At 69.9% G+C, this 25,938-nt stretch carries 25 protein-coding genes and 2 pseudogenes; 16 read left to right on the top strand and 11 right to left on the bottom strand.

What is annotated here, in order from left to right; translation table 11 throughout:
- The first annotated feature begins 46 nt into the window (after window positions 1–46).
- The 5 genes from QRX50_RS15145 (at window position 47) to QRX50_RS15125 (ending at window position 6,671) form a co-directional block, all read left to right on the top strand.
- Window positions 47–1,444, top strand: a complete 1,398-nt coding sequence (locus tag QRX50_RS15145; RefSeq protein ID WP_285972579.1) for a class II fumarate hydratase — start codon at window positions 47–49, stop codon at window positions 1,442–1,444.
- 707 nt (window positions 1,445–2,151) lie between these two features.
- The gene (fmdA, locus tag QRX50_RS15140; protein ID WP_285972578.1) at window positions 2,152–3,405 is read left to right on the top strand and encodes a formamidase; all 1,254 of its coding nucleotides are present in this window, start codon (window positions 2,152–2,154) and stop codon (window positions 3,403–3,405) included.
- 95 nt (window positions 3,406–3,500) lie between these two features.
- Window positions 3,501–4,661: an urea transporter gene (locus QRX50_RS15135; protein WP_285972577.1), complete on the top strand. Its 1,161-nt coding sequence runs from the start codon at window positions 3,501–3,503 to the stop codon at window positions 4,659–4,661.
- Window positions 4,662–4,939: 278 nt separating this feature from the next.
- Window positions 4,940–5,851: an NAD-dependent formate dehydrogenase gene (locus QRX50_RS15130; protein WP_285972576.1), complete on the top strand. Its 912-nt coding sequence runs from the start codon at window positions 4,940–4,942 to the stop codon at window positions 5,849–5,851.
- Window positions 5,852–5,873: 22 nt separating this feature from the next.
- Window positions 5,874–6,671 (top strand): alpha/beta fold hydrolase, encoded by a 798-nt coding sequence (locus tag QRX50_RS15125; protein ID WP_285972575.1) that lies wholly within the window; start codon window positions 5,874–5,876, stop codon window positions 6,669–6,671.
- A gap of 27 nt (window positions 6,672–6,698) precedes the next feature.
- Here the strand turns inward: QRX50_RS15125 and QRX50_RS15120 are convergent, their stop codons facing one another.
- Window positions 6,699–7,535, bottom strand: coding sequence for a helix-turn-helix domain-containing protein (locus QRX50_RS15120; protein ID WP_285972574.1), 837 nt, complete (start codon window positions 7,533–7,535; stop codon window positions 6,699–6,701).
- Between QRX50_RS15120 and QRX50_RS50575 the strand changes: the two are divergent.
- The 3 genes and pseudogenes from QRX50_RS50575 to QRX50_RS15110 form a co-directional block, all read left to right on the top strand.
- Window positions 7,510–8,034, top strand: a pseudogene (locus QRX50_RS50575) (NADPH-dependent FMN reductase); the annotation flags it as partial. The gene QRX50_RS15120 and the pseudogene QRX50_RS50575 overlap by 26 nt on opposite strands.
- A 255-nt stretch (window positions 8,035–8,289) precedes the next feature.
- Window positions 8,290–9,813: an ATP-dependent DNA ligase gene (locus QRX50_RS15115; RefSeq protein WP_491700788.1), complete on the top strand. Its 1,524-nt coding sequence runs from the start codon at window positions 8,290–8,292 to the stop codon at window positions 9,811–9,813.
- Window positions 9,814–9,937: 124 nt separating this feature from the next.
- Window positions 9,938–11,227 (top strand): S53 family peptidase, encoded by a 1,290-nt coding sequence (locus QRX50_RS15110; protein WP_285972572.1) that lies wholly within the window; start codon window positions 9,938–9,940, stop codon window positions 11,225–11,227.
- Window positions 11,228–11,302: 75 nt separating this feature from the next.
- Here the strand turns inward: QRX50_RS15110 and QRX50_RS15105 are convergent, their stop codons facing one another.
- A complete protein-coding gene (locus QRX50_RS15105) occupies window positions 11,303–12,364 on the bottom strand; it encodes an iron-containing alcohol dehydrogenase (protein ID WP_285972571.1) in 1,062 nt (353 codons plus the stop codon).
- A complete protein-coding gene (locus tag QRX50_RS15100) occupies window positions 12,348–12,890 on the bottom strand; it encodes a VOC family protein (RefSeq protein WP_285972570.1) in 543 nt (180 codons plus the stop codon). The genes QRX50_RS15105 and QRX50_RS15100 overlap by 17 nt, the downstream gene beginning before the upstream one ends.
- 155 nt (window positions 12,891–13,045) lie before the next feature.
- On the opposite strand from QRX50_RS15100, the gene QRX50_RS15095 reads away from it, so the two are divergent.
- Window positions 13,046–13,513: a MarR family winged helix-turn-helix transcriptional regulator gene (locus QRX50_RS15095; protein WP_285972569.1), complete on the top strand. Its 468-nt coding sequence runs from the start codon at window positions 13,046–13,048 to the stop codon at window positions 13,511–13,513.
- Between the two features lie 70 nt (window positions 13,514–13,583).
- Window positions 13,584–14,237 (top strand): Pr6Pr family membrane protein, encoded by a 654-nt coding sequence (locus QRX50_RS15090; protein WP_285972568.1) that lies wholly within the window; start codon window positions 13,584–13,586, stop codon window positions 14,235–14,237.
- Here the strand turns inward: QRX50_RS15090 and QRX50_RS15085 are convergent.
- Window positions 14,197–15,417: an NADH:flavin oxidoreductase/NADH oxidase family protein gene (locus tag QRX50_RS15085; protein WP_285972567.1), complete on the bottom strand. Its 1,221-nt coding sequence runs from the start codon at window positions 15,415–15,417 to the stop codon at window positions 14,197–14,199. The genes QRX50_RS15090 and QRX50_RS15085 overlap by 41 nt on opposite strands.
- 105 nt (window positions 15,418–15,522) lie before the next feature.
- On the opposite strand from QRX50_RS15085, the gene QRX50_RS15080 reads away from it, so the two are divergent.
- The gene (locus QRX50_RS15080; protein ID WP_285972566.1) at window positions 15,523–16,146 is read left to right on the top strand and encodes an MBL fold metallo-hydrolase; all 624 of its coding nucleotides are present in this window, start codon (window positions 15,523–15,525) and stop codon (window positions 16,144–16,146) included.
- Here QRX50_RS15080 and QRX50_RS15075 read toward each other — a convergent pair.
- Together QRX50_RS15075 and QRX50_RS15070 are read right to left on the bottom strand one after the other, a co-directional pair.
- On the bottom strand, window positions 16,143–16,433 hold the full coding sequence (locus tag QRX50_RS15075; RefSeq protein ID WP_285972565.1) for an MmyB family transcriptional regulator: 291 nt from the start codon (window positions 16,431–16,433) through the stop codon (window positions 16,143–16,145). The two genes, QRX50_RS15080 and QRX50_RS15075, sit on opposite strands and share 4 nt — an antisense overlap.
- Complete coding sequence (locus QRX50_RS15070) at window positions 16,418–16,909, bottom strand: helix-turn-helix domain-containing protein (protein ID WP_285972564.1); 492 nt, start codon at window positions 16,907–16,909, stop codon at window positions 16,418–16,420. Before QRX50_RS15070 ends, QRX50_RS15075 begins: the two co-directional genes overlap by 16 nt.
- Before the next feature lie 72 nt (window positions 16,910–16,981).
- Here QRX50_RS15070 and QRX50_RS15065 point away from each other — a divergent pair, with 72 nt between their 5' ends.
- Window positions 16,982–17,710, top strand: a complete 729-nt coding sequence (locus QRX50_RS15065) for an SDR family NAD(P)-dependent oxidoreductase (protein WP_285972563.1) — start codon at window positions 16,982–16,984, stop codon at window positions 17,708–17,710.
- Between the two features lie 81 nt (window positions 17,711–17,791).
- Here the strand turns inward: QRX50_RS15065 and QRX50_RS15060 are convergent, their stop codons facing one another.
- Entirely contained in the window at window positions 17,792–18,262 is a 471-nt protein-coding gene (locus tag QRX50_RS15060) for a DUF309 domain-containing protein (RefSeq protein ID WP_285972562.1), read from the bottom strand.
- A gap of 67 nt (window positions 18,263–18,329) precedes the next feature.
- Between QRX50_RS15060 and guaB1 the strand changes: the two genes are divergently transcribed.
- Complete coding sequence (gene guaB1, locus QRX50_RS15055) at window positions 18,330–19,769, top strand: GMP reductase (protein ID WP_285972561.1); 1,440 nt, start codon at window positions 18,330–18,332, stop codon at window positions 19,767–19,769.
- A 58-nt stretch (window positions 19,770–19,827) separates the two neighbouring features.
- Here the strand turns inward: guaB1 and phoH2 are convergent, their stop codons facing one another.
- A complete protein-coding gene (gene phoH2 / locus QRX50_RS15050) occupies window positions 19,828–21,114 on the bottom strand; it encodes an RNA 5'-3' helicase PhoH2 (protein WP_285974463.1) in 1,287 nt (428 codons plus the stop codon).
- Between the two features lie 736 nt (window positions 21,115–21,850).
- Here phoH2 and QRX50_RS15045 point away from each other — a divergent pair.
- Entirely contained in the window at window positions 21,851–22,096 is a 246-nt protein-coding gene (locus tag QRX50_RS15045; RefSeq protein WP_285972560.1) for a hypothetical protein, read from the top strand.
- 80 nt (window positions 22,097–22,176) lie between these two features.
- Here QRX50_RS15045 and QRX50_RS15040 read toward each other — a convergent pair whose 3' ends face one another.
- The gene (locus QRX50_RS15040; RefSeq protein ID WP_285972559.1) at window positions 22,177–22,953 is read right to left on the bottom strand and encodes an isoprenyl transferase; all 777 of its coding nucleotides are present in this window, start codon (window positions 22,951–22,953) and stop codon (window positions 22,177–22,179) included.
- 129 nt (window positions 22,954–23,082) lie between these two features.
- Between QRX50_RS15040 and trhA the strand changes: the two genes are divergently transcribed.
- On the top strand, window positions 23,083–23,724 hold the full coding sequence (gene trhA / locus QRX50_RS15035; protein ID WP_285974462.1) for a PAQR family membrane homeostasis protein TrhA: 642 nt from the start codon (window positions 23,083–23,085) through the stop codon (window positions 23,722–23,724).
- A 27-nt stretch (window positions 23,725–23,751) separates the two neighbouring features.
- On the opposite strand, the gene QRX50_RS15030 is transcribed toward trhA, so the two are convergent.
- A complete protein-coding gene (locus tag QRX50_RS15030; RefSeq protein ID WP_285972558.1) occupies window positions 23,752–24,114 on the bottom strand; it encodes a hypothetical protein in 363 nt (120 codons plus the stop codon).
- 482 nt (window positions 24,115–24,596) lie between these two features.
- On the opposite strand from QRX50_RS15030, the pseudogene QRX50_RS15025 reads away from it, so the two are divergent.
- A pseudogene (locus QRX50_RS15025) lies at window positions 24,597–24,739 on the top strand (hemolysin III family protein); the annotation flags it as partial.
- Window positions 24,740–24,983: 244 nt separating this feature from the next.
- Here QRX50_RS15025 and QRX50_RS15020 read toward each other — a convergent pair.
- On the bottom strand, window positions 24,984–25,877 hold the full coding sequence (locus tag QRX50_RS15020; protein WP_285972557.1) for an MBL fold metallo-hydrolase: 894 nt from the start codon (window positions 25,875–25,877) through the stop codon (window positions 24,984–24,986).
- Between the last annotated feature and the right edge of the window lie 61 nt (window positions 25,878–25,938).

Raw genomic sequence — 25,938 nt, 5'->3', positions numbered from 1 at the left:
CGACGCCACCACGCCGTCATCACGAAACAGGGCCAGAATCGGGGGTATGGCAGAACAGGAATACCGGATCGAACACGACACGATGGGTGAGGTCCGCGTCCCGGTCGACGCGCTCTACCGCGCGCAGACGCAGCGTGCCGTGGAGAACTTCCCCGTCTCCGGCCGCGGTCTCGAGCGCGCTCAGATCCGCGCGCTGGGCCTGTTGAAGGCCGCCGCCGCGCGCGTGAACCAGAAGCTGGGCGTGCTGGACGCCGACCTCGCCGAGGCCATCGCCGCGGCCGCCGACGGTGTCGCCGAGGGCAAGTACGACGACCAGTTCCCGATCGACGTCTTCCAGACCGGCTCGGGCACGTCGTCGAACATGAACGCCAACGAGGTCATCGCGACGCTCGCCAGGCGCGCCCTTGGCCGCGACGTGCACCCGAACGACCACGTCAACGCCTCGCAGTCGTCCAACGACACGTTCCCGACGACCATCCACGTGGCCGCCACGGAAGCCGTGCTCACCGACGTCATCCCGGCCCTGGAGCACCTCGCCGGCGCGATCGAAACGCGCGCGCAGGAGTGGGCCGGCGTCGTGAAGTCCGGCCGCACGCACCTCATGGACGCCGTGCCGATCACGCTGGGCCAGGAAGCCGGCGCGTGGGCCGCGCAGATCCGCTTCGGCATCGAGCGCCTGCAGTCCGGGCTGCCGCGCCTGGGCGAGCTGCCCATCGGCGGCACCGCTGTCGGCTCCGGCCTCAACGCTCCCGACGGCTTCGGCGCTGCCGTCTCCGCGGAGCTGGCCGCGCTCACCGGCCTGCCGCTCACGGAGGCCCGCAACCACTTCGAGGCGCAGGCGACGCAGGACAGCGTGGTCGAGACGTCCGGCCACCTGCGCACGATCGCCGTGTCCCTCAACAAGATCGCGAACGACCTGCGCTGGCTCGGTTCCGGCCCGCGCACCGGACTCGCCGAGCTGGCCCTGCCGGATCTCCAGCCGGGCTCCTCGATCATGCCGGGCAAGGTCAACCCGGTGATCCCGGAGGCGACACTGCAGGTCGTGGCCCAGGTCGTCGGCAACGACGCCGCCGTCGCCTTCGCCGGCGCGGCGGGCAACTTCCAGCTCAACGTGAACCTGCCCGTCATCGCCCGCAACGTCCTCGAGTCGGCCCGCCTGCTGGCCGCCGTCTCGCGCCTGCTGGCGGACAAGGTCTTCAACGGCGTCACCGCCAACGTCGAGCGGACCCGCCAGTACGCCGAGGGTTCTCCGTCCATCGTGACTCCGCTGAACAAATACATCGGCTACGAAGCCGCTGCGGCTGTGGCGAAGCAGGCGCTCAAGGAGCTCAAGACCATCCGCGAGGTCGTGATCGAACGCGGCTTCGTCAAGGACGGCAAGCTCACCGAGGCTCAGCTGGACGAGGCGCTCGACGTGCTGCGGATGGCTCGCGGCGGCAAGTAGGGTTTCTCGCGCGACGGCCCGCTTCCTTTCGGGAAGGCGGGCCGTTCGTCGTTTCACCGCACCGGCCGGCGAACCGGTCACCGCAAGTGGACAAGGCGTACCTCTGCGCACAAATTCATTCCGGCGTATCCCTTCGTTGTGCCCGAATCACCTGGCTGGTAACGTCGATGATCGCTCTTATTTCCATTTCCACAGTGCGGTTTGATCAATTCCGCGACGGAGAGAGAGCAAGCAGTTGGGAGGCTGCGATGGCGACGTACCAATATCGATGCGCCCGGGACGGTGTGTTCGAGGTGCGCCTGCCGATGGGGACGGCCGAGCCGAGATCGCCGTGTCCGGTCTGCGGTGGCGAAGCAGCCCGGAACTACTGCGCACCGATGCTTTCACTGGCACCGCGTGAGCTGGTCACGGCCATCGACCGGACGGAGAAAACTCGCGACGAGCCGGCCGTGGTGTCCGCGGTGCCGCCCGCTCGCGGCCGGTCGCGCGGGCCGGTGACGACAGCGAACCCCGCGCTGCGACGTCTGCCGAGACCGTAGGCGAACGCGACCCAGCCTGCGCCCTTCCGGGCAATGGCCCGCTTGCTGGGCCGGCGAAGAAGAACTGCGGCTGATGCCCGGAGTGCTCTGCGGAGCCGCCACGCTCCGCGTTGCGGAGGTGCGCAGCACTCGCAATGCCGGTCGCCCACCAAGCCGTCGGGAGATGCCATGCCGCAAGTTGTTTTCTCACTCGATTCCACGAAGAAATTCACTGAACAAGCAATTGTCGGCCACAACCGGTGGCACGGGGATATTCCCGCCCAGGTTCAGGTCAAGCCCGGAGACTCGTTCCGCGTCCACTGCCGCGAATGGTTCGACGGCGCGATCCACAACGACGATTCCGCCGAAGACGTGCTGAACGCACCGCTGCCCGCCGTGCACGTGCTCAGCGGGCCGATCGCGGTCGAGGGCGCGCAGCCGGGTGACCTCCTCATCGTCGACATCCTCGACGTCGGTCCCATCCCGCAGGAGGACTCGGGACCACTCGCCGGCCAGGGCTGGGGCTACACCGGTGTCTTCGCCACCAAGAACGGCGGCGGTTTCCTCACGGAGTGGTTCCCCGACGCGTACAAGGTGGTCTGGGACTTCATGGGCGGAATCGCCACCTCGCGGCACGTCCCGGGGGTCTCCTACACCGGCATCGTGCACCCCGGCCTGATGGGCACGGCTCCGTCCGGTGCCCTGCTCGCCAAGTGGAACGCGCGCGAGCAGGCGCTGATCGACACCGACCCGGACCGGGTGCCACCGCTGGCGCTGCCCCCGCTGCCGGATTCCGCGGTCCTCGGCAGCCTCACCGGCGCCGACTTCGACCGGGTCGCGGCCGAGGCCGCGCGCACCGCGCCGCCCCGGGAGAACGGCGGGAACCAGGACATCAAGAACTTCACCAAGGGAACCCGGGTGTTCTACCCGGTCTTCGTCGACGGCGCGAAACTCTCGATGGGCGACCTGCACTTCTCGCAGGGCGACGGCGAGATCACCTTCTGCGGCGCCATCGAGATGGGTGGGTTCATGGACCTGCACGTCGACCTGATCAAGGGCGGGATGGAGACCTACGGCGTCTCCGAGAACGCGATCTTCATGCCGGGCAACGTCGACCCGTTGTACAGCCAGTGGCTCGCGTTCTCCGGCACCTCGGTCACGCTCGACGGGGTTCAGCACTACCTCGACTCGCACCTGTCGTACCAGCGGGCCTGCCTGCACGCCATCGACTACTTGCAGAAGTTCGGCTACAGCGCGATCCAGGCGTACATGATCCTGGGCTCCGCGCCGATCGAGGGCAGGCTTTCGGGCGTGGTCGACATCCCGAACTCGTGCTCCACCGTGTATCTGCCCACAGCGATCTTCGACATCGACGTGCGTCCTTCGGCTTCCGGCCCGGCGCAGGTCGAACAGGGAATGAGCGTGCCGACGGCGAGTTTCTGACGCCTGGACCGGCTCGGTGACCCGGGCGGGAGGTCGTCTGCCTCCCGCCCGGCCCGGCACGTCGAGAAAGCACCCATCCGCCGGAGGAGGCGGTCATGACCACAGCACCACCGGAACGCGGCCACCACGGACCGTTGCGATGGATCAACGGCACCATGCCCGAGGTCGACGAACGGGCGCTGAAGGTGCCCGTGGTCGGGTTCATCGAGTACTGCCTGCGCGGCATCGGGCAGGTCGTGTTCATGAACAGCCCGATCACGGGCGCGTTCATCCTGCTGGCCACCTGGCTTCAGGAACCGTGGCTCGGGTTCGGCGCCACGGTGGGGGTGGTGGCCTCGACGCTGGCCGCACTGGCACTGGGGTTCGACCGCGACGCGATCCACGCGGGTCTCTACGGGTTCAACGGCGTGCTCGTCGGCCTCGGGCTCGCCCTGTTCCTCTCACCTGAGTGGGACGGGATCGTCATCCTGTGGATCATCCTGCTGAGCGCGGTGTCTTCGATTCTGATGGCCGCGCTGGCGGCGGCGTTCGGCGGCGCGTGGGGCGTGCCCCCGTTCACGCTGGCCTTCAACATCACCACGCTGTTGTTCCTGATCACCGCGCTGCACATCACGCGCGGGCGGCTCGGTGAGGCGATCGCCCCGGCGGCACCCCAAGTGAACGGGCCCGGTGTGCGGACGTCACTGCGGGAGAGCGCCGACGCGGTCGGCAACACCGACGTGGTGGCCGTGATCAACGCGATCTTCCGCGGCATCGGCCAGCTGTTCTTCTGCAACAGCCTCCTCGCCGGTGTGCTGATCATCGTCGGGATCGCGTTCTGCTCCCGGATCGCGGCCGTCTTCGCGCTGGTCGGCTCGGCGGTCGGGATGCTGACCGGCATGGCCCTCGGTGCCGACGGCGTGCTGATCTACAACGGGCTGTGGGGCTTCAACTCCTTCGACGCCGCGCTGGCGATCGCCGGTGTGTTCTACGTGCTGACCTGGCGCTCGGCCATTCTCGGTGTCCTGTGCGCGATCTTCACGGCCCTGCTTTTCGGGGCCATCGGGTCGATCTTCGTGCCGTGGGGCCTGCCTGCCCTCACCCTGCCGTTCTGCTTCGGCACGCTGACGTTCGTGCTGCTGAAGGACTCGTCGAAGTTGTTCGAGTGGGTGCCACCCGCGAAGGTCGTCACCCCGGAGGAACACCTGCGGCGCTCGCACCAGGAGCACGCCATGGCCGCGTCCGGTAACCCGCAGCGGCAACGCGACACCGCGTGACTTGTCCGGTCACGCAACCGAAGGGATTCTCGTGGCGAAAGTGCTTTGTGTGCTCTACGACGACCCGGTCGACGGCTACCCGAGCTCTTACGCGCGGGACAGCGTTCCCCACGTCGACCGCTATCCGGACGGCCAGACCACACCCAGCCCGAGCGCGATCGACTTCACGCCGGGAGAACTGCTCGGGTGCGTGTCCGGGGCGCTGGGGCTGCGCCGTTTCCTGGAGGCGGCCGGCCACGAGCTGGTGGTGACCTCCGACAAGGAGGGGGCCGGCTCGGTTGTTCGAACGGGAGCTCCCGGACGCGGAAGTGGTGATCTCGCAACCGTTCTGGCCCGCCTACCTGACCGCGGAACGCATCGCGAAGGCGCCGAAGCTGAGGCTCGCGATCACGGCGGGGATCGGCTCGGACCACGTCGACCTCGCCGCCGCGATCGACCACGGGATCACGGTCGCGGAGGTCACCTACTCCAACAGCGTCAGCGTGTCCGAACACGTCGTGATGATGATCCTTTCCCTGGTGCGCAACTACCTTCCGGCGCACCAGTGGGTGCTCGACGGCGGCTGGAACATCGCCGACTGCGTCGCCCGTTCCTACGATCTCGAAGCGATGAACGTCGGCACCGTCGCCGCGGGCCGGATCGGGACCGCGGTGCTGCGCCGGCTGAAGCCGTTCGACGTCCGGCTGCACTACACCGACCGGCACCGGCTCCCGGCGGAGGTCGAGGCGGAGCTGGACGCCACGTTCCACCCGGACGTCCAGTCGCTGGTGCGGGAGTGCGACGTCGTCACGATCAACGCGCCGTTGCACCCCGAAACCGAGAACATGTTCGACGACACCCTGATCGGTCAGATGAAACGGGGCGCCTACCTGGTCAACACGGCCCGGGGAAAGATCTGCGACCGGGACGCGGTCGTGCGGGCCCTGGAGTCGGGTCAGCTCGCCGGATACGCCGGCGACGTCTGGTTCCCGCAGCCCGCACCACGGGACCACCCGTGGCGGACGATGCCGCACCACGGGATGACCCCGCACACGTCCGGCACCTCACTGTCGGCGCAGGCCAGGTACGCGGCCGGGACCCGCGAGATCCTCGAGTGTTACCTCGCGGGCCGCCCGATCCGCGACGAGTACCTGATCGTCGAAGGAGGCCAGCTGGCCGGGACCGGCAAGCATTCCTACAGCTCGAAGTGAGAGCGCCACTCTGATGGAGAGTGTGGCCACGGTGGATCTCGACGTCACCGAACACGGCGCGGGCGAACCGCTGCTGCTGATTCACGGAGGCGGGGCAGCCGAGGAAATGCTGCCGTTGCACCGCGAGCCGGAGCTCGCCGCCCGCTGCCGGTTGATCTCGTTCCGGCGCAGGGACTATCGACGGAACGCGGGCGACGCGCCGGTCTCCATCCGGCGGCACGCCGAGGACTGCCGGCTCGTGCTGGACTCTTGTGGCGTCGACAAGGCTCACGTGCTGGGAAAGTCCTCGGGCGGGCTCATCGCGCTGCAACTGACCGTGGACGCGCCCGCGCGGGTTCAGACCCTGTGCCTGCTCGAACCCGCACTGCTCTCGGTGCCGGACGGCGCCGCCTTCTTCGCCTCGGTGGAACCGGTGCTCGAGATCTACCGGGCCGGAGACACGGCGGCGGCGGTGGACGCGTTCTTCACGGCCGTGTGGGGCGCGGATTGGAAGGCGGAGTACGACAGAGTCGTACCCGGCGGCCCGCAACGGGTCGAGCAAGCGGCGGCCACGATATTCGAGTCGGAGCTGCCCGCCGTGCGGAGCTGGGACTTCGGCGCGGACCAAGCCACGACGATCGAGCAACCGGTCCTGTATCTCCTCGGCTCGGAAAGCCTCCCGGTGTTCGCGCAGGGCCGGGACCTGGTGCACGCCTGGCTCCCGCAGACCGAAGACGCCACGCTGCCCGGGCTCAACCACCTGCTCCAGGTTCGCGATCCGGCCGGAGTCGCCAGGGCACTGGCCGGTTTCCTGGCCCGCCATCCCCTCCGCTCGCGGTGATCAGCGCGGCGGCGGACGCCGGAACGTTCAGGAGATGGCCCGAAGCCGCCCGGCCGGCTGCCGGTGGAGTTGCGCGACGACCCGAGCCGTTTCTTCGTCCGCCGGCAGGAAGACGACCAACTGCTGCGCACCCTCGGCGAGCTCCATCATCTCCCGGTGCAGCCGCAACGAACGTCCACCCGGGTGGTTCAACCGCAGAACCCCGCGTGGTGGCACGACGGTCGAGTTGAGGCGGCTGGTGAACTCCGGACCGGCGACGGGGGCGAGTTCCGCCGTGAGCCACTCCGAGTTCTCGACCGTGGGCCCCAGCCACAGGTCGAACGCCTGCTCGTCGGCGACCTCGGCCCAGTCGGCGAAGAACGCGCGAGCGCGAGGGTCGGTGAAGACGTAGCGGGTGAGGTTCGGAGCCTCGGCGTCGAGCAGCCCCGTTCCGCTCGTCACCGCGGCGAAGCCGGTGGTGTGGGCGAGGACGTCACCCAGCCGGTTGGTCACCACGGCGATGCCGGGTTCGAGCAGCCGGAGGGTCTGGAGGACCGAGGCACGCACGTCCCGCCGAGCGGGTGCGGGCCGGACGTGGACTGTGCACTCGCCACCGGTGATCTTCGTGAGGTAGCGCAGGTGGGTGCGTTCGGCGGGGTCCAGGCTGAGCGCGTCGGCGAGGGCGTTCACGACCGGCACGGACGGGTTGCGGTCGCGGCCCTGCTCGATGCGCGTCAGGTATTCGACGCTGATGCCGGCCCGCGCGGCGAGGTCCGATCGCCGCAGGCCGGGCGAGCGGCGACGGCCGTGCGAAGGCAGGCCCAGCGTCTCCGGCTGGGTGCTGTCGCGCTTGGCCCTGATGAAGTCCCCCAGCGGCGTCCCCATGTCACCGAGCATAAGCCGGTTCGGGCGTGCTCAGCGTGGCCGCAGGGGGGCCAGCCTGAGCGCGGTCTGGTTACCGCCTCGGCCGGACCGCACTGTGGTGACCATGGCTTACAAACTCGTGATCATCGTCGGCAGCGTCCGCGACGGCCGGTTCGGCCCGATCGTCGCCTCGTGGGTGGCCGAGCGGGCCCGGGAGCACGGCGGGTTCGAGGTCGAGGTCGTCGACCTGGCGGACGTCGAGATCCCGCTGTCGCTGCCCGCGGCACCCCCCAAGTACGCAGGCAACAGCTACCCGCGCCCCGCCGGGATGGCGGTGCTGACCTCGGCGCTGGAAAGCGCGGACGCCGTCCTCGTCGTCACCCCGGAGTACAACCACAGTTATCCCGCGTCGCTGAAGGCCGCCATCGACTGGCACTTCACGCAGTGGACGGCCAAGCCCGTCGCGTTCGTCAGCTACGGCGGTGCGGCCGGCGGCCGGCACGCGGTGCTGCACCTGGAGAACGTACTGACCGAACTGCACGCAGTGACCATCCGCGACGGCCTCGCCTTCCCGAACTACTTCACCGCGTGGGGAGGACGGTCATCCGCTCGACCCACACGTCGCCGCGTACGCGAAAACGCTGCTCGACCAGCTGGCCTGGTGGGCGGGCGCGCTGCGGTCGGCGCGGAGGGCCGAACCGTACCCGGCCTGACGTTTCCCAGGTCAGTCGCGCTTCACCGGGAAACTGTCGGTGCCGCGGGTCATGATGGTCGGGTGCTGCTCACCCACATCGTCACCGCGTCCGCCGAGCTGGCGGCCACCCGGTCGAGGAAGGCGAAGATCGCCACCCTCGCCGCGGTGCTGCGCGCCGCCGAGACGGCCGAGCTGCCGGCCGTGATCGCGTACCTCACGGGGCAGACGGCGCAGGACCGGCTGGGCGCGGGGTGGCGCACGCTCGCGGAGCTGGCCGTCGAGCCGACACCGGAGCCGAGCGTCGAGGTGCGGGAGGTCGACGCGGCGCTCACGGAGGTCGCGGCGGCATCGGGGGCGGGGTCGGTCAAGCGCCGGGCCGACGTGCTCACGGCGTTGTTCACGCGGCTCACCCGCGGCGAGCAGGAGTTCCTCTTCCGGCTGGTCACCGGGGAGCTGCGGCAGGGCGCGCTGGAGGGCGTGATGGTCGACGCCGTCGCGGCGGCGGCCGAGGTGGACGCCGCGGACGTGCGGCGGGCGTTCATGTTGTCCGGCAAGCTTTCCGTCACGGGATACGCGGCGATGACGGGCGGTGCGGCGCGGCTGGCCGAGTTCCGACTCACGCTGGGGCGCCCGATCAAACCGATGCTCGCTTCGCCCGCGGAATCGCTCGACGAGGCGGTGGCGGAACACGAGCACGCGATCGTCGAGTACAAAATGGACGGTGCACGCATCCAGGTTCACCGCCAGGGCACGGAAGTACACGTGTACACACGCACGTTGCGGGAGATCACGGCCAGCGTCTCCGAGCTGGTGGACCTCGTGCGAGCGCTGCCGTGCGAGTCGGTGGTGCTCGACGGCGAGACACTCGCGCTCACCGACGACGGCCGGCCGCGGCCGTTCCAGGAGACGATGAGCCGCTTCGGCAGCACGCGCGAGGAACAGGTGCGGGCGCTACTGCTGCGGCCGTACTTCTTCGACTGCCTGCATCTCGACGGCGTGGACCTGCTCGACGCGCCGCTGTCGGAACGCAACGCGGCGCTGCGGAAGGTCGCGGGCGAGCACGTGATCCCCGGCGAGGTGGAGCCGCCCGACGCGGCGGCGGTGCTCGACGCGGCGATGGCGGGCGGCCACGAGGGCGTGATGGTGAAGGACCTGACGTCGCCGTACGCGGCGGGGCGCCGGGGCCGCGCGTGGCTCAAGGTGAAGCCGGTGCACACCATCGACCTGGTCGTGCTCGCGGTGGAGTGGGGCCACGGGCGGCGCACGGGCACGCTGTCCAACCTGCACCTCGGCGCGCGCGACCCGGACGGCGGGCCGCCGATCATGGTGGGCAAGACGTTCAAGGGCATGACCGATGAGCTGCTGGCGTGGCAGACGAAGCGGTTCCAGGAGATCGAGACCCACCGCGACAGCTACACCGTGTACGTGCGGCCCGAGGTCGTCGTGGAGATCGAACTCGACGGCGCGCAGATCAGCACGCGCTACCCCGGCGGGCTGGCGCTGCGGTTCGCGCGCGTGGTGCGGTACCGGCCGGACAAGGAAGCAGCCGACGCCGACACGATCGACACCGTGCGCGGCCTCCTGCGAGGTGATCGGGCCGAATGACATCCGGACACCACCGGTCAATTCGCCCGGCCGCGGCCGAAAGGCCAGACGAAAGTCGATGTTGTCCCCTCCGGCGATGCATGAGAGTGGGCGGTACCGCATCGCTCACCACTGGGGAGACGACATGACTTTTCGGGTTCGGTCCGCCGTCCGGCCGATGACCCTGCTCGCGGGTGTCGCGCTGGCCGTCACGGCCGTGGCGGCTCCGGCCGGCGCGGCCACGAACGCGCCGGCTCCGTCGCTGCACCACTTCTCGGCGGCGGCGAAGTCGTTCATCGGCGCGCACACGGTGGCCGATCGCGTCGCGAAGCTCGACGCGGCGATGTCCGCGCTGCCCAGGGAAAGCGTCGCGTACAACGCCACGAAGCTGTGGAACCAGGGCATCACGGGGGCGGGCGCCACCGTCACCACGCTGGTGTCGTTCGGCGACGACCAGGTGAAGCAGGTGCTCGACGAGTACTCCCAGCGCCACGGCCTGCCGCCGGCCAACGTCGAGGTGCTCCAGCCGTCGGGCTCGGTCCCGGCGTGCACCGACCCGGGCGTCGACACGGCGACCTGCGAGTCCTGGGGCGGCGAGACCGACCTCGACGTCACGATGATGCACGCGATGGCGCCCAACGCGAAGATCATCGTCGCCGCGACGCCGGTCGCCGAGACGCAGGGCTTCACCGGCCTGCCCGAGATGATGAACGCCGTCGACTACCTCACGAAGCACAAGCTCACCGACGTGATCTCGATGAGCTTCGGCACCACGGAGGAGAACTTCCCGTCGTTCCAGTCCATCAAAACGCTCGACCCGGCGCTGGAGCGCGCGAGCAAGGCCGGCATCACGATGGTCGCGTCCTCGGGTGACGACGGCCCGACCGGCGGCTTCCTGCAGGGCCCGGGCAACTACCCGTACCGCGTCGCGAGCTGGCCGGCCAGCGACCCGCGCGTGACCACCCTCGGCGGCACGCAGCTGCACCTCGACTCCACCGGCGCCCGCACGAAGCCGGACGACCTTGTGAACGTCGCCGACAACGGCTTCGGCGAAGGCGCGGGCCTGTCGAAGGCCTACGCGCGCCCGGCGTGGCAGGACAGCGTCAAGAAGATCACCGGCAGCAAGATGCGCTCATTCCCGGACATCAGCATGGAAGGCGTTTCCGGCACGTCGCAGTCGGCACCGCTGTTCGCCGGCGTGCTCGCCCTGGCGGTGCAGGCCAACCACGCCAAGCTCGGCCAGATCAACCCGGCCCTCTACGAAAAGCTCGGCCCAAAGGGTGCCAAGGCGGGCATCGTCGACGTCACCACCGGCGACAACAGCCAGGACGGCGTCGAGGGCTTCACCGCCGCCCCGGGCTTCGACATCGCCAGCGGCTGGGGCACGGTCGACGCGTCGGTCTTCGTCCCCGCCTTGGTGAAGGCGCTTCGCTGACGCGGCTCTGAACAACTACGGCGAAGGGCGCGGCTCGTGAGTCGCGCCCTTCGCCGGGCTTGTCGCCGAGGCAAGTCAGCAGCTCGCAGCCAAACGCTCGAACACCGCCGCTTCCGCCCGATCCCCTGCTGCCACGGACAACTCGGCAAGCAACGGCCGAAGCTCAGCCGCGCCAAGTCCAACCGCGCTCGCAGCCCGCCGCGGGTCGGCCTCCGCGGTCAAGCCCAGCCGCACCGCGAACTCGGCCACTGCCTGCTCAGCCGACACCCCGGGTCGTAGCTCCGCCAGTGCGGCACGCGCCCCGTCGGCTGCGTCTCCGTACGCGCGCAGTACGAGCGGTAGAAACAGCGCGTACAGAAGGCCTTGCCCGCACCGCGTGGACAGCAGATCACAAATCTGGTGCACCACACCGGGCCGACCGAGCTCGTGCAGCGCGTGCCCGGCCAGGCCGGCGCCGGCCAAGGCGTCTTGGCGCGTCGAGAGGTCATCAGCGCCGCCGGTGAGAGAAGCGAGGCTGTCCCACAGCAGAAGCAACCCCTCACGAGCCGACGCAAGAGCTTCCTCGCTTGCCGGATGGCACAGCACCTCCAAGCAATGCGCAACGGCGGCGATGCCACTGCCCGCCACGACCTCGCGGGGCAGCCCCGCGACCAGGTCGGGGTCGTAGAGCACCGCGCGCGGCAGAACCCGGCCGGACGTCCCCGTTTCCTTGCCGCGGTCGGTGGTGACGAAGTAGCGCGACGTGCGTTCCGACCCGGAGAAGGTGGTCGGAACCGCGATCAGCGGCAGCCGCAGCGCAAGGGAAACGATCTTGCCCAGCCCGATCGCCGAGCCGCCGCCGATGGCCAGGACTGCGTCGGCGTGGGTTTCCTGCGCCGAGCCGACGGCCAGGTTGGCCTGGTGGGCAGGCACGTGCGCGGGCACGTCCGACCACCGGCCGAGGTAGCGCCCGCCGAGCAGTCCCGGCAGCCGGGCGACGGCCGGATCCGCCGACCGGGACGCCACCGCCAGCACGCGGCGGCAATCCAGGACGTCGGTCATCGCCGGGAGTTCCCGCAGGGATCCGCTGCCCCACACCAGGTTCTGCTCGGGCGCGGCGTCGCGGGACCGGCGGACGGGTTCAGCGGTCCGCGCCACCGTGGCCGTCCGGCGTGTACTGCAGCAGGTGCTCCCCGTAGACGTCCGCGCCGATCGCGGCCAGCGCCGCCGGCACCGGCTCGGAGTCCTGCAGGAACGGCTGCGCGACATCGCACGGGTGCTGCCACGTGGCGAACTCCAGCGCGATCTTGTTCACCGGGTCCTCGAAGTAGATCGAGTGGCAGAACCCGTGGTCGAGTTCGCTGTTGACCTTGATCCCGTTCTCCTCCAGCACCGATTTCGCGTGCTGCAGTTCCCCCTCGGAAGGCACGGTGATCGCGAGGTGGTTGCCCGCCCCGAGCAACGAGTTGTCCGCGGCGATCTCGACGTCCTTGAACTCGAAGAACGCGATCGTGTCCTGCTCGCTGATGCGGAAGAAGTAGTGCCTGCTGCCGGCGAGGTTCCCGGGCACCGCACCGGGAAACGGGTCCGGGTCGGGCAGTTGCAGCGTCACCACAATGGGAAACCCGAGCACCCCGTTGTAGAACTTCACGGTTTCTTCCATGTCGTTGGTCACGAAAGCCATGTGATGACACCCGGTCGTCCGAATACCCATGACGATTCCTTTCGCTGTTCCCGGAGCTGTGAGAATGACGGTACGCGCAATCTCGTTTCCCCGTCAACGAGATTTCCGGAAAGGCCCCTCCCGGACCAACGTGCACGCTCGGTTACGGTGGGGGCGTGACCGCGACGCACGGGGAACGCCCGGTGCCCCACCTGTCGGAGGACGAACTGCTCGCCTGGCGCGGGCTGCTCGAACTGGAAGCACGCGTGCTCGGCGTACTCGACGCCGAACTGCGCGCGGACCACGACCTGTCGATCGCCGAGTTCGACACGCTCTACCAGCTGTGGCTCCAGCCCGGCGGCCGGTGCCGCATGAAGGATCTCGCAGAGAAACTGGTGGTCAGCCGCGGTGGCGTGACCAAGCTGATCACCCGGCTCCGCAGCCGCGGCCTCGTGGCCCGCGTGTCACAGCCCGGTCAGCAAGCCGTCGACGCGCAGCTGACCGAGACCGGCGAAAAGCTCCTCGCCACGGCGATGGACACCCACTTCGACGGCGTCCGCCGGCTCGTGACCTCCCGGCTGTCCGCCGCGGAGCTGCACACCCTTCGCACGGTCACCGAACGCCTGCGCGAGCCGCCGGCCTGAGCACCCCCGACGGGGTGACACCGCGTCGTTTCGGCTGGGTCCGAGCAGGCCGCAACCGTAATCTCACCGCATGCCACCGACGCGACTGACCCGGATCTGGTTCGGGGTGACGGCCCTCGTGGTCCTGATCGGCCTGGTCACGCAGGGCTTCGTGAGCGCGGGAACGCCGGGCCGCTACGCGTCGGCAGGCGCGCGCGTCGCCAACATGTTCGCGTACTTCACCATCGAGTCGAACGTGCTGGTGCTGCTGGCCTCCGTCGCGTTCGCGGCAGGAGCAGGCGCGCGGGCCAACGGGCTGCTGCGCGTGCTGTGGCTCGACGCGCTGATCGGCATCGCGGTGACCGGCGTGGTCTACCACGTCGCGCTGTCCGGCCTGCTCGACCTCAGCGGCGCGGCCCTGTTCGCCGACGTCATGCTGCACACCGTGTCGCCGATCATCGCGGTGCTCGGGTTCCTCGTCGCGTCGCCGCGCGTCCTGCAGTGGCGCGCGGTCGCGTGGTCGGCCTGCTGGCCGCCGGCGTGGCTGGCGTTCACCCTGATCCGCGGTGCGCAGGGCGGCTTCTACCCGTACCCGTTCGTCAACGCCGCCGAGCTCGGCTACGGCCGCGTGGCCGTGAACTGCGTGCTCATCGCCGTGCTGTTCGTCGCGCTGGCGAGCGTCGCGAAGGTCCTCGACGGCTGGCTCACGCACGCACCCGCCGAAACGCGTTCAGCGGATCGTTGATCCCCGTCCGCACCAGCGCGCGCCACGCGCCGCGGCTGCGGTCCGCCGGTTTGCCCGCCGCCAAGCGGTGCAGCTGCTGCGTGTGCCACTGGACTTCGAGCAGGCTGTCGGCCAGGCGGATCCCGGTGTGCGGGCACAGCCGTTCCGCGCGCACGTCCTCGCCGGCGAGCAACCGGCCCGGCAGCTCCGGGTCCACGGTCAGCGGCCGGCCCAGTCCGATCATGTCCAACGCCCCGGACCGCAACGCGTCCGCCATCCCGGCGGCGGTGGTGAAGCCGCCGGTGACCATCAGCGCGACGTCGCTCACCTGCCGCGCTTTCGCCGCGTAGTCCAGGAAATACGCCTCGCGACGCGCGGTGCTCTCGCGTCCGGAACCCATCATCACGGCTTTTTCGTAGGTACCGCCCGAAATCTCGAGCAGGTCGATGCCGGCGTCGCTCAGCGCGCGGACCACGCGCAGCGACTCGTCCTCGCCGAAGCCGCCGCGCTGGAAGTCGGCGCTGTTGAGCTTCACCGACACGGGCACGGCGTCGCCGACCGCCGCGCGCACGCGTCGCACGAGCTCCAGCAGGAAGCGGCTGCGGTCGCGGCCCCACTCGTCGTCGCGGAGATTCGTGAGCGGGGAGAGGAACTGCGAGATCAGGTAACCGTGGGCGCCGTGCAGCTGCACGCCGGTGAACCCGGCGTCGACGAACGTCCGCGCGGCCAACGCGAACCGGTCCACGATCGTCTCGATCTCGTCGCCGGTCAGCGCGCGCGGTGCCGCGAACGCGGTCCGCACCCCGCGGCTGCCGAACGGCACCGCGGACGGCGCAGCCGGTTGGCGGGAAAGGAATCGCGGGCTCTGCCGGCCCGGGTGGTTGAGCTGCACCCACAGCTGCGCGTCGGTGCCGGCCACGCTGCGCGCCCACGGCTCGTACGCGGCGGGATCGGGGCCGACGGGCAACGCGACGTTGCGGGGTTCGCCGAGCGCCGTGGGGTCGACCATCACGTTGCCGGTCACGAGCAGGCCCGCCCCGCCGTGCGCCCACGTGCGGTACAGGTCGGCGAGCTCGCGCGTCGGGGCGTTGCGCCGGTCACCGAGCTGCTCGCTCAACGCCGATTTCGCCAGGCGATGCGGCAGCACGGCGCCGCACCGCAGCTTGAGGGGTTCGGCCAGCAGTTCCCGAGCGGCGGTCATGGCGCTCCCGTCTTCGCGGCTAACTTACCGGCAGTAAGTCTACCCGAAAGTAGATACCGGCGACATACGGCTGGACGGCCGGATGGGCACTAGGGTCTGCAGACCATGACGGCGATAGTGCAGAACCTGGTCACCTCGGGCGTGTTCGAGCTCGACGGCGGCAGCTGGGACGTGGACAACAACGTGTGGATCGTCGGCGACGACACGGAGGTGATCGTGATCGACGCGGCGCACGACGCCAACGCCATCGCCGACGTGGTCGGGGACCGCGCGCTACGCGCCATCGTCTGCACCCACGCCCACAACGACCACGTCAACGCCGCCCCCGCCCTCGCCGAACGCACCGGTGCGCCGATCCTGCTGCACCCTGCCGACCGGGTCGTCTGGGACCTCACGCACCCGGACCGCGCCCCGGACGGCGACCTGGCCGACGGCCAGACCATCACCATCGCCGGCACCGACCTCAAGGTGATCCACACACCAGGCCACGCCCCGGGCGCCGTCTGCCTCCACGCGCCCGACCTCGGCGTCCTCTTCACCGGCGACACCCTGTTCCACGGCGGCCCCGGCGCCACCGGACGGTCCTATTCGGACTACCCCACCATCGTCAAGTCCATCCGCGAACGCCTTTTCTCCCTCCCGGACGCCACGTCCGTCCGCACCGGCCACGGCGAGGGCACCACGATCGGCGAGGAAAAGACGGCGTCGAAGGACTGGCCGGAGAGCTAAACCAGCCGAGCCAACGCGTGAGCAGCAGCGCTGCCCGGTTCAGCGTGGTAGATCAGCACATCCCACTCCCCACCCGGCACCGTCAGCACCTGCCGCCCCAGCGACAGCTCACCCACCGCCGGGTGGTGGAAAACCTTGCGCGGCGCGGCATTCGTGCGGACGTCGTGGCGGGGCCAGAGCCGGGCGAAGTCCGGGCTGGCCGCCAGCAGCTCGGCGACGAGGGTGTCCAGCGCCGGATCGGGTAACGCCGTCCGAGCGCGGAGCATCGCCGTCACGTTGAGGGCCATCGCCGCCCAACCAGGGTGCAGCGAACGCACCGAGGGGTCGAGGAAAACGCGCGAGCGAGATTGGTGCCCGGCCGGTACATCGGCGCCAGCGCGAGGGCGAGCGGGCTGGCGGCGAGCACGTCCATCCGCCGTCCCCACGCGAGCGCCGGGGCGCCGTTGTGCTCGACCAGCTCGCGCACGCCGGTCGGCAGCTCGCCGCCGGTGACGCGGGGCGGCGAAGCGAGGCGGTGCAGGTGGGCGGCGCCGTCGTCGCCCAGGCGGAGGGCGCGGGCCAGCGCGTCGAGCACCTGGGGCGACGGGTGCCGGTCGCGGCCCTGCTCGAGGCGCACGTAGTAGTCCACGCTCACGCCCGCGACGGCGGCCAGCTCCTCGCGCCGCAGCCCCGGCACGCGGCGCGGACCGTCGTCGGGCAGGCCGACGTCGGCGGGGCTCACCAGCGCCCGCCGGGCACGCAGGAACTCGCCGATGGCGTTCACGTTGCCAGGTTAACCGCGGGTGGCCCTGTTACGGCCTGGTGACCGCCGAGCTCCGCGACGACGCTGGCGGCCATGATCACAGCCCTCGTGAGCGGCGCCAACAAGGGTCTCGGCCGCGAAATCGCCCGCGGTCTGGCCCGCCGGGGCGCCACCGTCCTGCTCGGCAGCCGCGACCTCGCCCTCGGCGAGAAGACCGCTGCCGAGCTCCGCGCCGAAGGCCTGGCCGTGACGCCGGTCCGGCTCGACGTGACGTCCGCGGCGGACATCGACGACGTCGCCCGCCACCTCGAAACCCGCCACGGCAAGCTCGACGTCCTCGTCAACAACGCCGGCGCCCGCTTCTCCGTCGAACCCGCCGAGCTGACGGCGGAACACCTTCGTCGCGCCTACGAAACGAACCTCTTCAGCGTCGCCGCCGTCACGCACCGGATGCTGGGCCTCCTGCGCGCCGCCGAAGCGCCGCATGTCGTCAACGTCGCCAGCACCTCCGCGTCGCTCGCCCTCACCACCGCCGAGGGCTCGCAGTTCGCGGCCGCGACGGACATCATCGCCTACTCGTCGTCGAAAACCGCGCTCGTCATGCTCACCATCCGCTACGCGAGCACCTTTCGCGCCGACCCCGCGTACGCGCACTTCCACGTCAACGCCGTGACCCCCGGCTTCATCGCCTCCGACCTCAACGGCCACACCGGCCCCCGCACCGCCGAACAGGGCGCGCGCGTGGTCCTCGACCTCGTCGCGCAGGGCGCCGCGGCGCCGACCGGAACGTTCCTCAACGAGGACGGCCCCGTGCCCTGGTGATCTCACGACCTGTGCGGCCGGGCAAACGCCGCGAAGGCCTCGATCGCCTGGCAGCAGTGTGCCGGCCGGCACCGACCGGAATCAGCCTGCTTTCAGCCGCGGCGGAACGGGCTCGGCCAGCATGCGCGTCTTCGCCTCGCCGGCCAGCTCGCGAGCCCACGCCTGCAAGCCGGGTACGTCGATCCCGTGCGGCGGAGTGGCGGCGAAGGGCTCGAGGTTCACCGCACCGCGCTCCAGCAACGCGACGGCGCCCGCGCCGTTGCCGCGCAGGGCGTGGGTCATGCCGACGGCCAGCTGCGCCAGGCCGCGCCACAGTTCGCACTCGGGGCCGTCGGTGGCCTTCCACGCGTCTTCGAAGACCTCGTGGGCGTGGAACGGGCGGCCCTCGTCGAGGAGCTGCTGGGCTTCGGCGACCGTCTCGGCCGGAGTGCGGACGACGCCTTCCGGCTGGCGGGCGACGCCGTCGGCGCCGTACGGCAGGGGCCGGCCGAGGCCGTCGCGCGGGCGGGCGTTGCGCGCTCGGCCCGTTTCGTCGCGGTCACGGCCGTTCATAACGGCATTGTTCCACGGGTCACGCCGGGTTCGCGTCCCGAGCGTCGGGCACGTAGTCTGGGGACTCGTGCGCTTTCTCGACGGGCACCTGCCCCCTCACGACCTGACCTACGACGACGTGTTCCTGCTGCCGAACCGCTCGGACGTGGAGTCCCGCTTCGACGTCGACCTGTCCACTGTGGACGGAACCGGTGCGACGATCCCCGTGGTGGTGGCCAACATGACGGCCGTCGCCGGTCGGCGGATGGCCGAGACGGTGGCCCGCCGCGGCGGCTTGGTGGTGCTGCCGCAGGACGTGGACACCGCCGCGCTGGCCGAGATCGTGACGTGGGTGAAGAGCCGTCACACCGTCTGGGACACCCCGCTCGTGCTCACGGGCGGTGACGCCGTGGCCGACGCCCTCAACCTGGTCCACAAGCGCGCCCACGGCGCCGTCGTGATCGTGGACGGCGAAGGCCGGCCCGTCGGCGTTGTCGACGAAGCCGCGTGCGCGGGCGTCGACCGCTTCGCGCGCCTGGCGGAAATCGCGCAGCCCGCGACCGTCGCCGTGCCGCTGGACACGCCGCCGCGCGAGGTCTTCGACCTGCTCCACACCCACGGCGGGCGCCTCGCGCTCGGCCTCGACGCCGACGGCCGCCTCGCCGGCGTGCTGACCAGCGTCGGCGCGCTGCGCGCGGGCGTTTACACCCCGGCGACCGACGCCGGCGGCAACCTGCGCGTGGCCGGCGCGATCGGCGTGAACGGCGACGTGGCCGCGAAGGCCGAGGCCGTGCTGGCCGCGGGTGTCGACACGCTGGTCGTCGACACGGCGCACGGGCACCAGGAGAAGATGATCGCCGCGCTGAAGGCCGTGCGCGCGGTGTCGCCGGCCGTGCCGGTGGTGGCGGGCAACGTCGTCACCGCCGAGGGCACCCGCGACCTCATCCACGCGGGCGCCGACGTCGTGAAGGTCGGCGTCGGCCCGGGCGCCATGTGCACCACGCGCATGATGACCGGCGTCGGCCGGCCGCAGTTCTCCGCCGTCGCCGAGTGCGCCGCCGCCGCACGCGAGCTGGGCAAGCACGTCTGGGCCGACGGCGGCGTCCGCCACCCGCGCGACGTCGCACTGGCCCTCGCCGCGGGCGCTTCCGCGGCCATGGTGGGTTCCTGGTTCGCCGGCACCCACGAATCCCCGGGCGACCTGCGCTACGACGAGCAGGGCCGGCCGTACAAGGAGTCGTTCGGCATGGCGTCCAAGCGCGCCGTCGGCGCCCGCACGCGCACCGACAACGTCTTCGAGCGCGCCCGCAAGGCCCTGTTCGAAGAGGGCATCTCCACCTCGCGCATGGCCCTGGACCCCACCCGCCCCGGCGTGGAGGACCTGCTGGACTCCATCTGCTCGGGCGTGCGCTCCTCCTGCACCTACGCCGGCGCGCGCACGATCGAGGAATTCCACGAGCGCGCGTTGCTCGGGGTGCAGTCGGCTGCGGGATTCGCCGAGGGCCGGCCGCTGCCGTCCGGCTGGTAGGACTTCGTGAAGAAGGGCTCCCGAGCACCTCGCCCGGGAGCCCTTCTTCGTGAGCGGATCAGCCGTGGTCCTCCAGCATCTCCGTGACAAGAGCCGCGATCGGCGACCGCTCCGAGCGCGTCAGCGTGACGTGCGCGAACAGCGGGTGCCCCTTCAGCTTCTCGATCACCGCCGAGACGCCGTCGTGGCGGCCGACGCGGAGGTTGTCGCGCTGGGCGACGTCGTGCGTGAGGACCACGCGCGACGCGGTGCCGAGGCGGGAGAGCACCGTGAGGAGCACGTTGCGTTCCAGGGACTGCGCCTCGTCGACGATCACGAAGGAGTCGTGCAGCGAGCGGCCGCGGATGTGCGTCAGCGGAAGCACCTCGAGCATGCCGCGGTCGAAGACCTCGTCGAGCACGTCCTGGCTGACCAGCGCGCCGAGGGTGTCGAACACGGCCTGCGCCCAGGGCTGCATCTTCTCGCTCTCGGACCCGGGCAGGTAGCCGAGGTCCTGGCCGCCGACGGCGTAGACCGGGCGGAACACCACGACCTTGCGGTGCTGGCGGCGTTCCATCACCGACTCGAGGCCGGCGCACAGTGCGAGCGCCGACTTACCGGTGCCGGCGCGTCCGCCGAGGGAGACGATGCCGACGTCCGAGTCGAGCAGCAGGTCGAGTGCCACGCGCTGCTCGGCGGAGCGGCCGTGCAGGCCGAACGCCTCGCGGTCGCCGCGTACCAGCCGCACGCGTTTGTCCGCCGTGACGCGGCCCAGGGCGCTGGAGCTGCCCGCGAGCAGCCGCAGACCGGTGTGGCACGGAAGCTCACCCACGTCGGGCAGGCTGTATTCGACCGGGTCGACGCTGCCACCCGAGAAGAGGCTGTCGATCAGCTCCTGAGGGGCGTCCACGTCGGCCATGCCCGTCCAGCCCGACGGCGTGACCTCGCCCGCGCGGTACTCGTCGGCGGCCAGACCCACGGCCCCCGCCTTGACTCGCAGCGGGATGTCCTTCGTCACCAGCGTGACCGACGGCCGTTCCACCGCGAGGTTGAGCGCGCACGCGAGGATGCGGTGGTCGTTGGAGTCGGTCCGGAAGCCAACGGGCAGCACCGACGGATCGGTGTGGTTGAGCTCCACCTGCAGGGTGCCGCCCTCTTCGCCGATCGGGATCGGCGCGTCGAGCCGGCCGTGCTTGAGGCGCAAGTCGTCGAGCAACCTGAGCGACTCGCGGGCGAACCAGCCGAGCTCGGGGTGGTGGCGCTTCGCCTCCAGTTCACTGATGACGACCAGGGGCAGCACGACCGCGTGTTCGGCGAACCGCGTCACCGCCCAGGGGTCGGAGAGCAGCACAGACGTGTCGAGCACGTACGTGGACTGCCCGGATTCGGGCGAGATCGAGGCTTTCTCCGGGCCAGAGGCACCGGTCGAAGAACGGCCAGAGGCCTTGCGGGGTGAACGCTGCGCAGTCACGACGGCATCTCCCTCGAGGGCGTGTTGCACCCCACGCCCGCACTCGCTGGGCCGGGCACCTCCCTGGCTGGGTCCGCACTCCCTGACGTTGGCTACGTCAGCGCGCGCGGCCACGAGGGCCGGGTGCCGGCCCCCTCGTGCATCGTGTGGGCGGCTGTGCCGCCCCCTCGATCAACGCCACGACCAGGGCCTCCCGCGAGGACCCGCACGGAACGCGTGCCCTCACTTCCGGAAGGTACCGACGGATCGCGGTTCGTGCAGGCAGCCACACAGGTGATTCGCTCATTCGTCACCTCACCGTAGGTCCTCCGACATCGACGCCCGGTCACTGTCACACTGCGTCACCAGACGGGCATTCGGGTGATCACGCGGTGGCATGATCATGGAAAAAAGATCACCGAACGCGTTCGAAAGATCAGTGCAAAGGCTTGTACCACGAGGTGGACCGGAATGCATTTCGCGCCCTGAAGACAGAACCGGACCGGGTGAACAAGGCGTTTTCGGCCTCACACAATAGGCGTACCCAGCATTCATTTCGGCCGCGACGAGGGTAATTTTCTCACTGCGGGACACACCACCGGAAACTTCGGTGCCCCGGATCCCAGGTATCTCTACTGTAGGAGTGTGCGAAGTGCTGAAGAAGGCTGGAGTCATCGCCGGTGCCGCTGCGGGCCTAATGCTGATCGGCGGCACGGCGTTCGCCTCGCCGGCAGACCACGGCTACACCCCGGACCCGACGTTCGGCGACGCCTACGCGACCTTCATCGAGGGTGGCGGGGCCCTGGGCTTCGGCGCCGCCTCGCTGGTCGCCGGTGCCTACACGGGCATCGCCACCACCCCGGCGCTGGTCCTCCACTCGCTGGAGCACCACGGCTGATAGCCGACCTCGGCTACGGAAAGGCCCCCGGAGTTCCGACTCCGGGGGCCTTTCCGCGTTCTCCAGCCGGGCTCGGGCCCTCAGGTCCCGAAGCGGCGGTGACGCCAGGCGTAGTCACGAAGCGCGCGAAGGAAGTCGACGCGACGGAATGCCGGCCAGTAGGCCTCCGTGAACCAGAATTCCGAATGCGCCGACTGCCAGAGCAGGAATCCGGAAAGCCGCTGCTCTCCTGACGTTCGGATAATAAGGTCCGGATCCGGCTGGCCGGAGGTGTACAGGTGTTCCGAGATGTGGTCCACGTCGAGGATTTTCGCCAGCTCGCGGATCGAGGTGCCCTCGTCTGCGTGCTGCAGCAGCAGCTTTCGCACGGCGTCGGCGATTTCCTGCCGCCCGCCATACCCGACGGCGATGTTGACCTCCATGCCCGTCCGGTCCTCCGTGCGGGCCGCGGCGGCGGTGAGCTTCTTCGCGACGTCCAGCGGCAGCAGGTCCAGCGCCCCCATGATCCGCAGCCGCCACGGCACGGCGGGACCCGCGAGCTCGTCGGTGACGTCGGTGATGATCTTGAGCAGCGGCTCGAGCTCGTCGGGGTCGCGGTTGAGGTTGTCGGTCGAGAGCAGCCACATGGTGACGACCTCGACGTCGGCCTCGCGGCACCAGCTGAGGAAGTCGGCGATCTTCTTGGCACCCGCGCGGTGCCCGTCGGCCACGTCGGTGAACCCGGCTTCCCGCGCCCACCTGCGGTTTCCGTCGAGCATGATCGCGATGTGCCGCGGATGGCGGCCCCGCGCCTGCTGGATCAGGCGGCGGCCGTAGACGCTGTAGACGACGTCGGACAGGAAGGACCGGAGGCTCACGTCGGCTGAGCGTACGCACCCCCGCGTCACACGTGTGACGCGCCACGGGGGGTGGCGAAAAACCTACGCTCCCGTAGCGTGGGGGCGGTGAGCGTGACGACCGAACCCCCACCGTCCGGGCCTGCGCAAGTGGACACCCGCCCGCGCCTGCGCGGCCACATCCACTTCTGGTCCTTCTTCGGCGCCGTCGCGGGCACCGCCGCCCTCGTGAGCCTCGCCGCGTCGACCGTCTCGCCCCTGGCCGCCCTCGCGACGTCCGTCTACGGCCTGACCGTCCTCGGCGTCTTCGGCGTCAGCGCGCTCTACCACCGCCACCTGTGGAGCCCGCGCGCGTACAAGTGGATGAAGCGCGCCGACCACTCCATGATTTTCCTGTTCATCGCCGGCACCTACACCCCGTTCACCTTGCTGGCCATGTCGAAGCCCACGGGCTACATCATCCTGGGCATCGTCTGGGGCGGGGCGCTGCTCGGTGTGGCGATGAAGATGCTGTGGCCACACGCGCCCCGCTGGCTGGGCGTGCCGATCTACATCGCTCTCGGCTGGGTCGCGGTCTTCGTCATGCCGGAGCTCGCCCGGCACGCCGGCGTCGCCGCCCTGGTCCTGATCTGCGTGGGCGGCCTGTTCTACACGATGGGCGCGGTGTTCTACGCGGTGAAGTGGCCGAACCACTGGCCGGAGACCTTCGGGTACCACGAGTTTTTCCACGCGTGCACGGTGTTGGCGGCGGTGTCGCACTACATCGCGATCTGGCTCGTGCTCTACGCCTAGCCAGGGTGCTTCGAGGGGTTGATCCCCTCACTCCTCGATCCGGTCTCTCCGGCCTGGATCGAGGAACATGCTACCGATGTTCGTCCACTCGAATCGCTCGCGCCATGTCTTGTCGCGGGAGCACCAGCCCCACAGGGCGGCGACGACCTGCGGGCGATTTCTGGCGTATGCCTGGAAGTGTTCCTGCGGGCCACCAGCCCGGTACTCGATCTGATAATCACCCTGCGGGCGCCGCATCGACTGGATGTAGTGCACGTCGGGTGCGGCGGTTCTTTCGATGATCAGGAACTGACCCGCCGTTCTCAGGTAACCGACGTCGTTGCGGATCAGGTCTTCAGTGAGGTTGTACTTGGTGAAGCCGTTCGACCACCGCATGATCGCGTCGGACACGACGAGGCCCGCGGGTTCGGAGCTCGGCAAGGCAGCGACTTCCACGGACGGCCGAGCGAGTTGCGCGGAAGGCTCCTCCCAGCAGTCCCGAGCGTCGTCTCCGACCCCGTAATCCCTCGGGAGCGCCAACCAAGCCGCGAAGGAGGGATGTCGTTCCCGATGCTCCGGGGGAACCACGCTCACGTTTCCCGTCAGCTTTCGGCGACCACGAATGAGGTCCCGCGGCTTGCCCTCGCGCACGTAGACCGAGCCAGCGCCAAGGCTTTCGCCGGCATCATGCCACCCCCCGACGGAGTACTGGGACCGCACAATTCCAGCCAGTGCCCCACCGAAGCGATCCGGAGGAGCTCGTCCTCCGTGCAGGTCAAGACCCAGTGCGCGGCTTCGGCCTCGCCGTACTGAACCAGGTACCCGGCAATGCTCGAATCGCTGGCGTCGATCATTCCCGTAGCTTATCGCCGCTGGCACGCGAAACTGCTGTTTACACCCTGGGCGCGGTGTTCACGCGGTGAAGTGGCCGAACCACTGGCCGGAGACCTTCGGGTACCACGAGTTTTTCCACGCGTGCACGGTGTTGGCGGCGGTGTCGCACTACATCGCGATCTGGCTCGTGCTCTACGCCTAGCTCACCTCAGCAACAGCAACACCGCCGCACCCACGGTTCCCCGGCTGACCAAAACCAGTAGCGCGTAACGAAACGTCGTCGCCCAGCCGGCTCTGGCGGCGGTGAGCAGGGTGATGTGGCTGGTCCCCCGGGTGGCTGTCAAGGCCAGGACCTCCAGTGATGGGGATGAGTTCCCCCAGGCAGCGGCAGAACCGGCGCCTGGTCGAAGGGTAGCGAGCGGCCCGGGGTCGCCGCGAGAGGCCGATCAGGTGGCGTCGCGCCAGTGGTGGATGGAGAAGCCGGGCCCGGAGCGGCGGATTTCGACGGCCGAGTCGTCCGCGAAGTGGGCCGGGAGGACCAGTTCGCCCAAGTCGGCGGCGCGGTTCAAGACCCGGGTGCGCGTGGTCGCGGCCTGAGCGCGGTCTTCGCAGAAACAGCTGCTGTGTGCGGGCGCCAGGATCTGCACGGGACTGTGCAGCAGATCGCCCACGAAAACCGCGCGATCCGAACCGGAAGTCAAGCGCAGCAAGGAAGAACCGGGCGTGTGGCCGGGCGCGGGCTCCAGCACCAGGTTGCCGTCGATGCGGTACGAGCCGTCCCAGAGCACGGCGCGGTCGAGGACCGGGGCGATGCTGTCGGCGTAGACCAGCAGGCTGCCCTGCAAGCGAAGCGGGTCGACGGAGCGGCGGTGCGCGTTGCGCGGGTCGAACCACTCCTGGTCGGCGCGCGGGATGAGATACGTGGCGTTCGGGAAGGTCGGGACCCAGCCGTCGCCGTCGGCGCGGGTGTTCCAGCCGACGTGGTCGTAGTGGATGTGGGTGTTGACCACGACGTCGACGTCTTCCGGTTGCACCCCGGCGGCGGCGAGACGGCTGAGGAAGTCCGTGTCGAGGTGGTCGAACAGCGGGATCTGCGGGCGCGCGCGCCCGTTGCCGACCCCGGTGTCCACGAGGATCACCTTGCCTTCGCTGCGCAGCACCCACGTCTGCACGGCGGCGTGATACGCGTCGGCCTCCGGGTGCCAGTGCCGCGGCGCGAGCCACTCCTCGTTGTCCCGCCAGAGTTCGGCCGGGGTGTCCGGCAGGACGGCGGAGACGGGCGCGATGTCGCCCGACCACTCGACGATCTTGGTCACTTCGACTTCACCGAGCTGAATCATGCCTTCGACGCTAACCTTCACCACTGAGCGTTCCAATGCTTGAAACCCGCGTATTGATGCG

Source organism: Amycolatopsis sp. 2-15 (assembly GCF_030285625.1).
Taxonomy (GTDB): domain Bacteria; phylum Actinomycetota; class Actinomycetes; order Mycobacteriales; family Pseudonocardiaceae; genus Amycolatopsis; species Amycolatopsis carbonis.
This window is presented reverse-complemented; position numbering and strand designations above follow the sequence as displayed.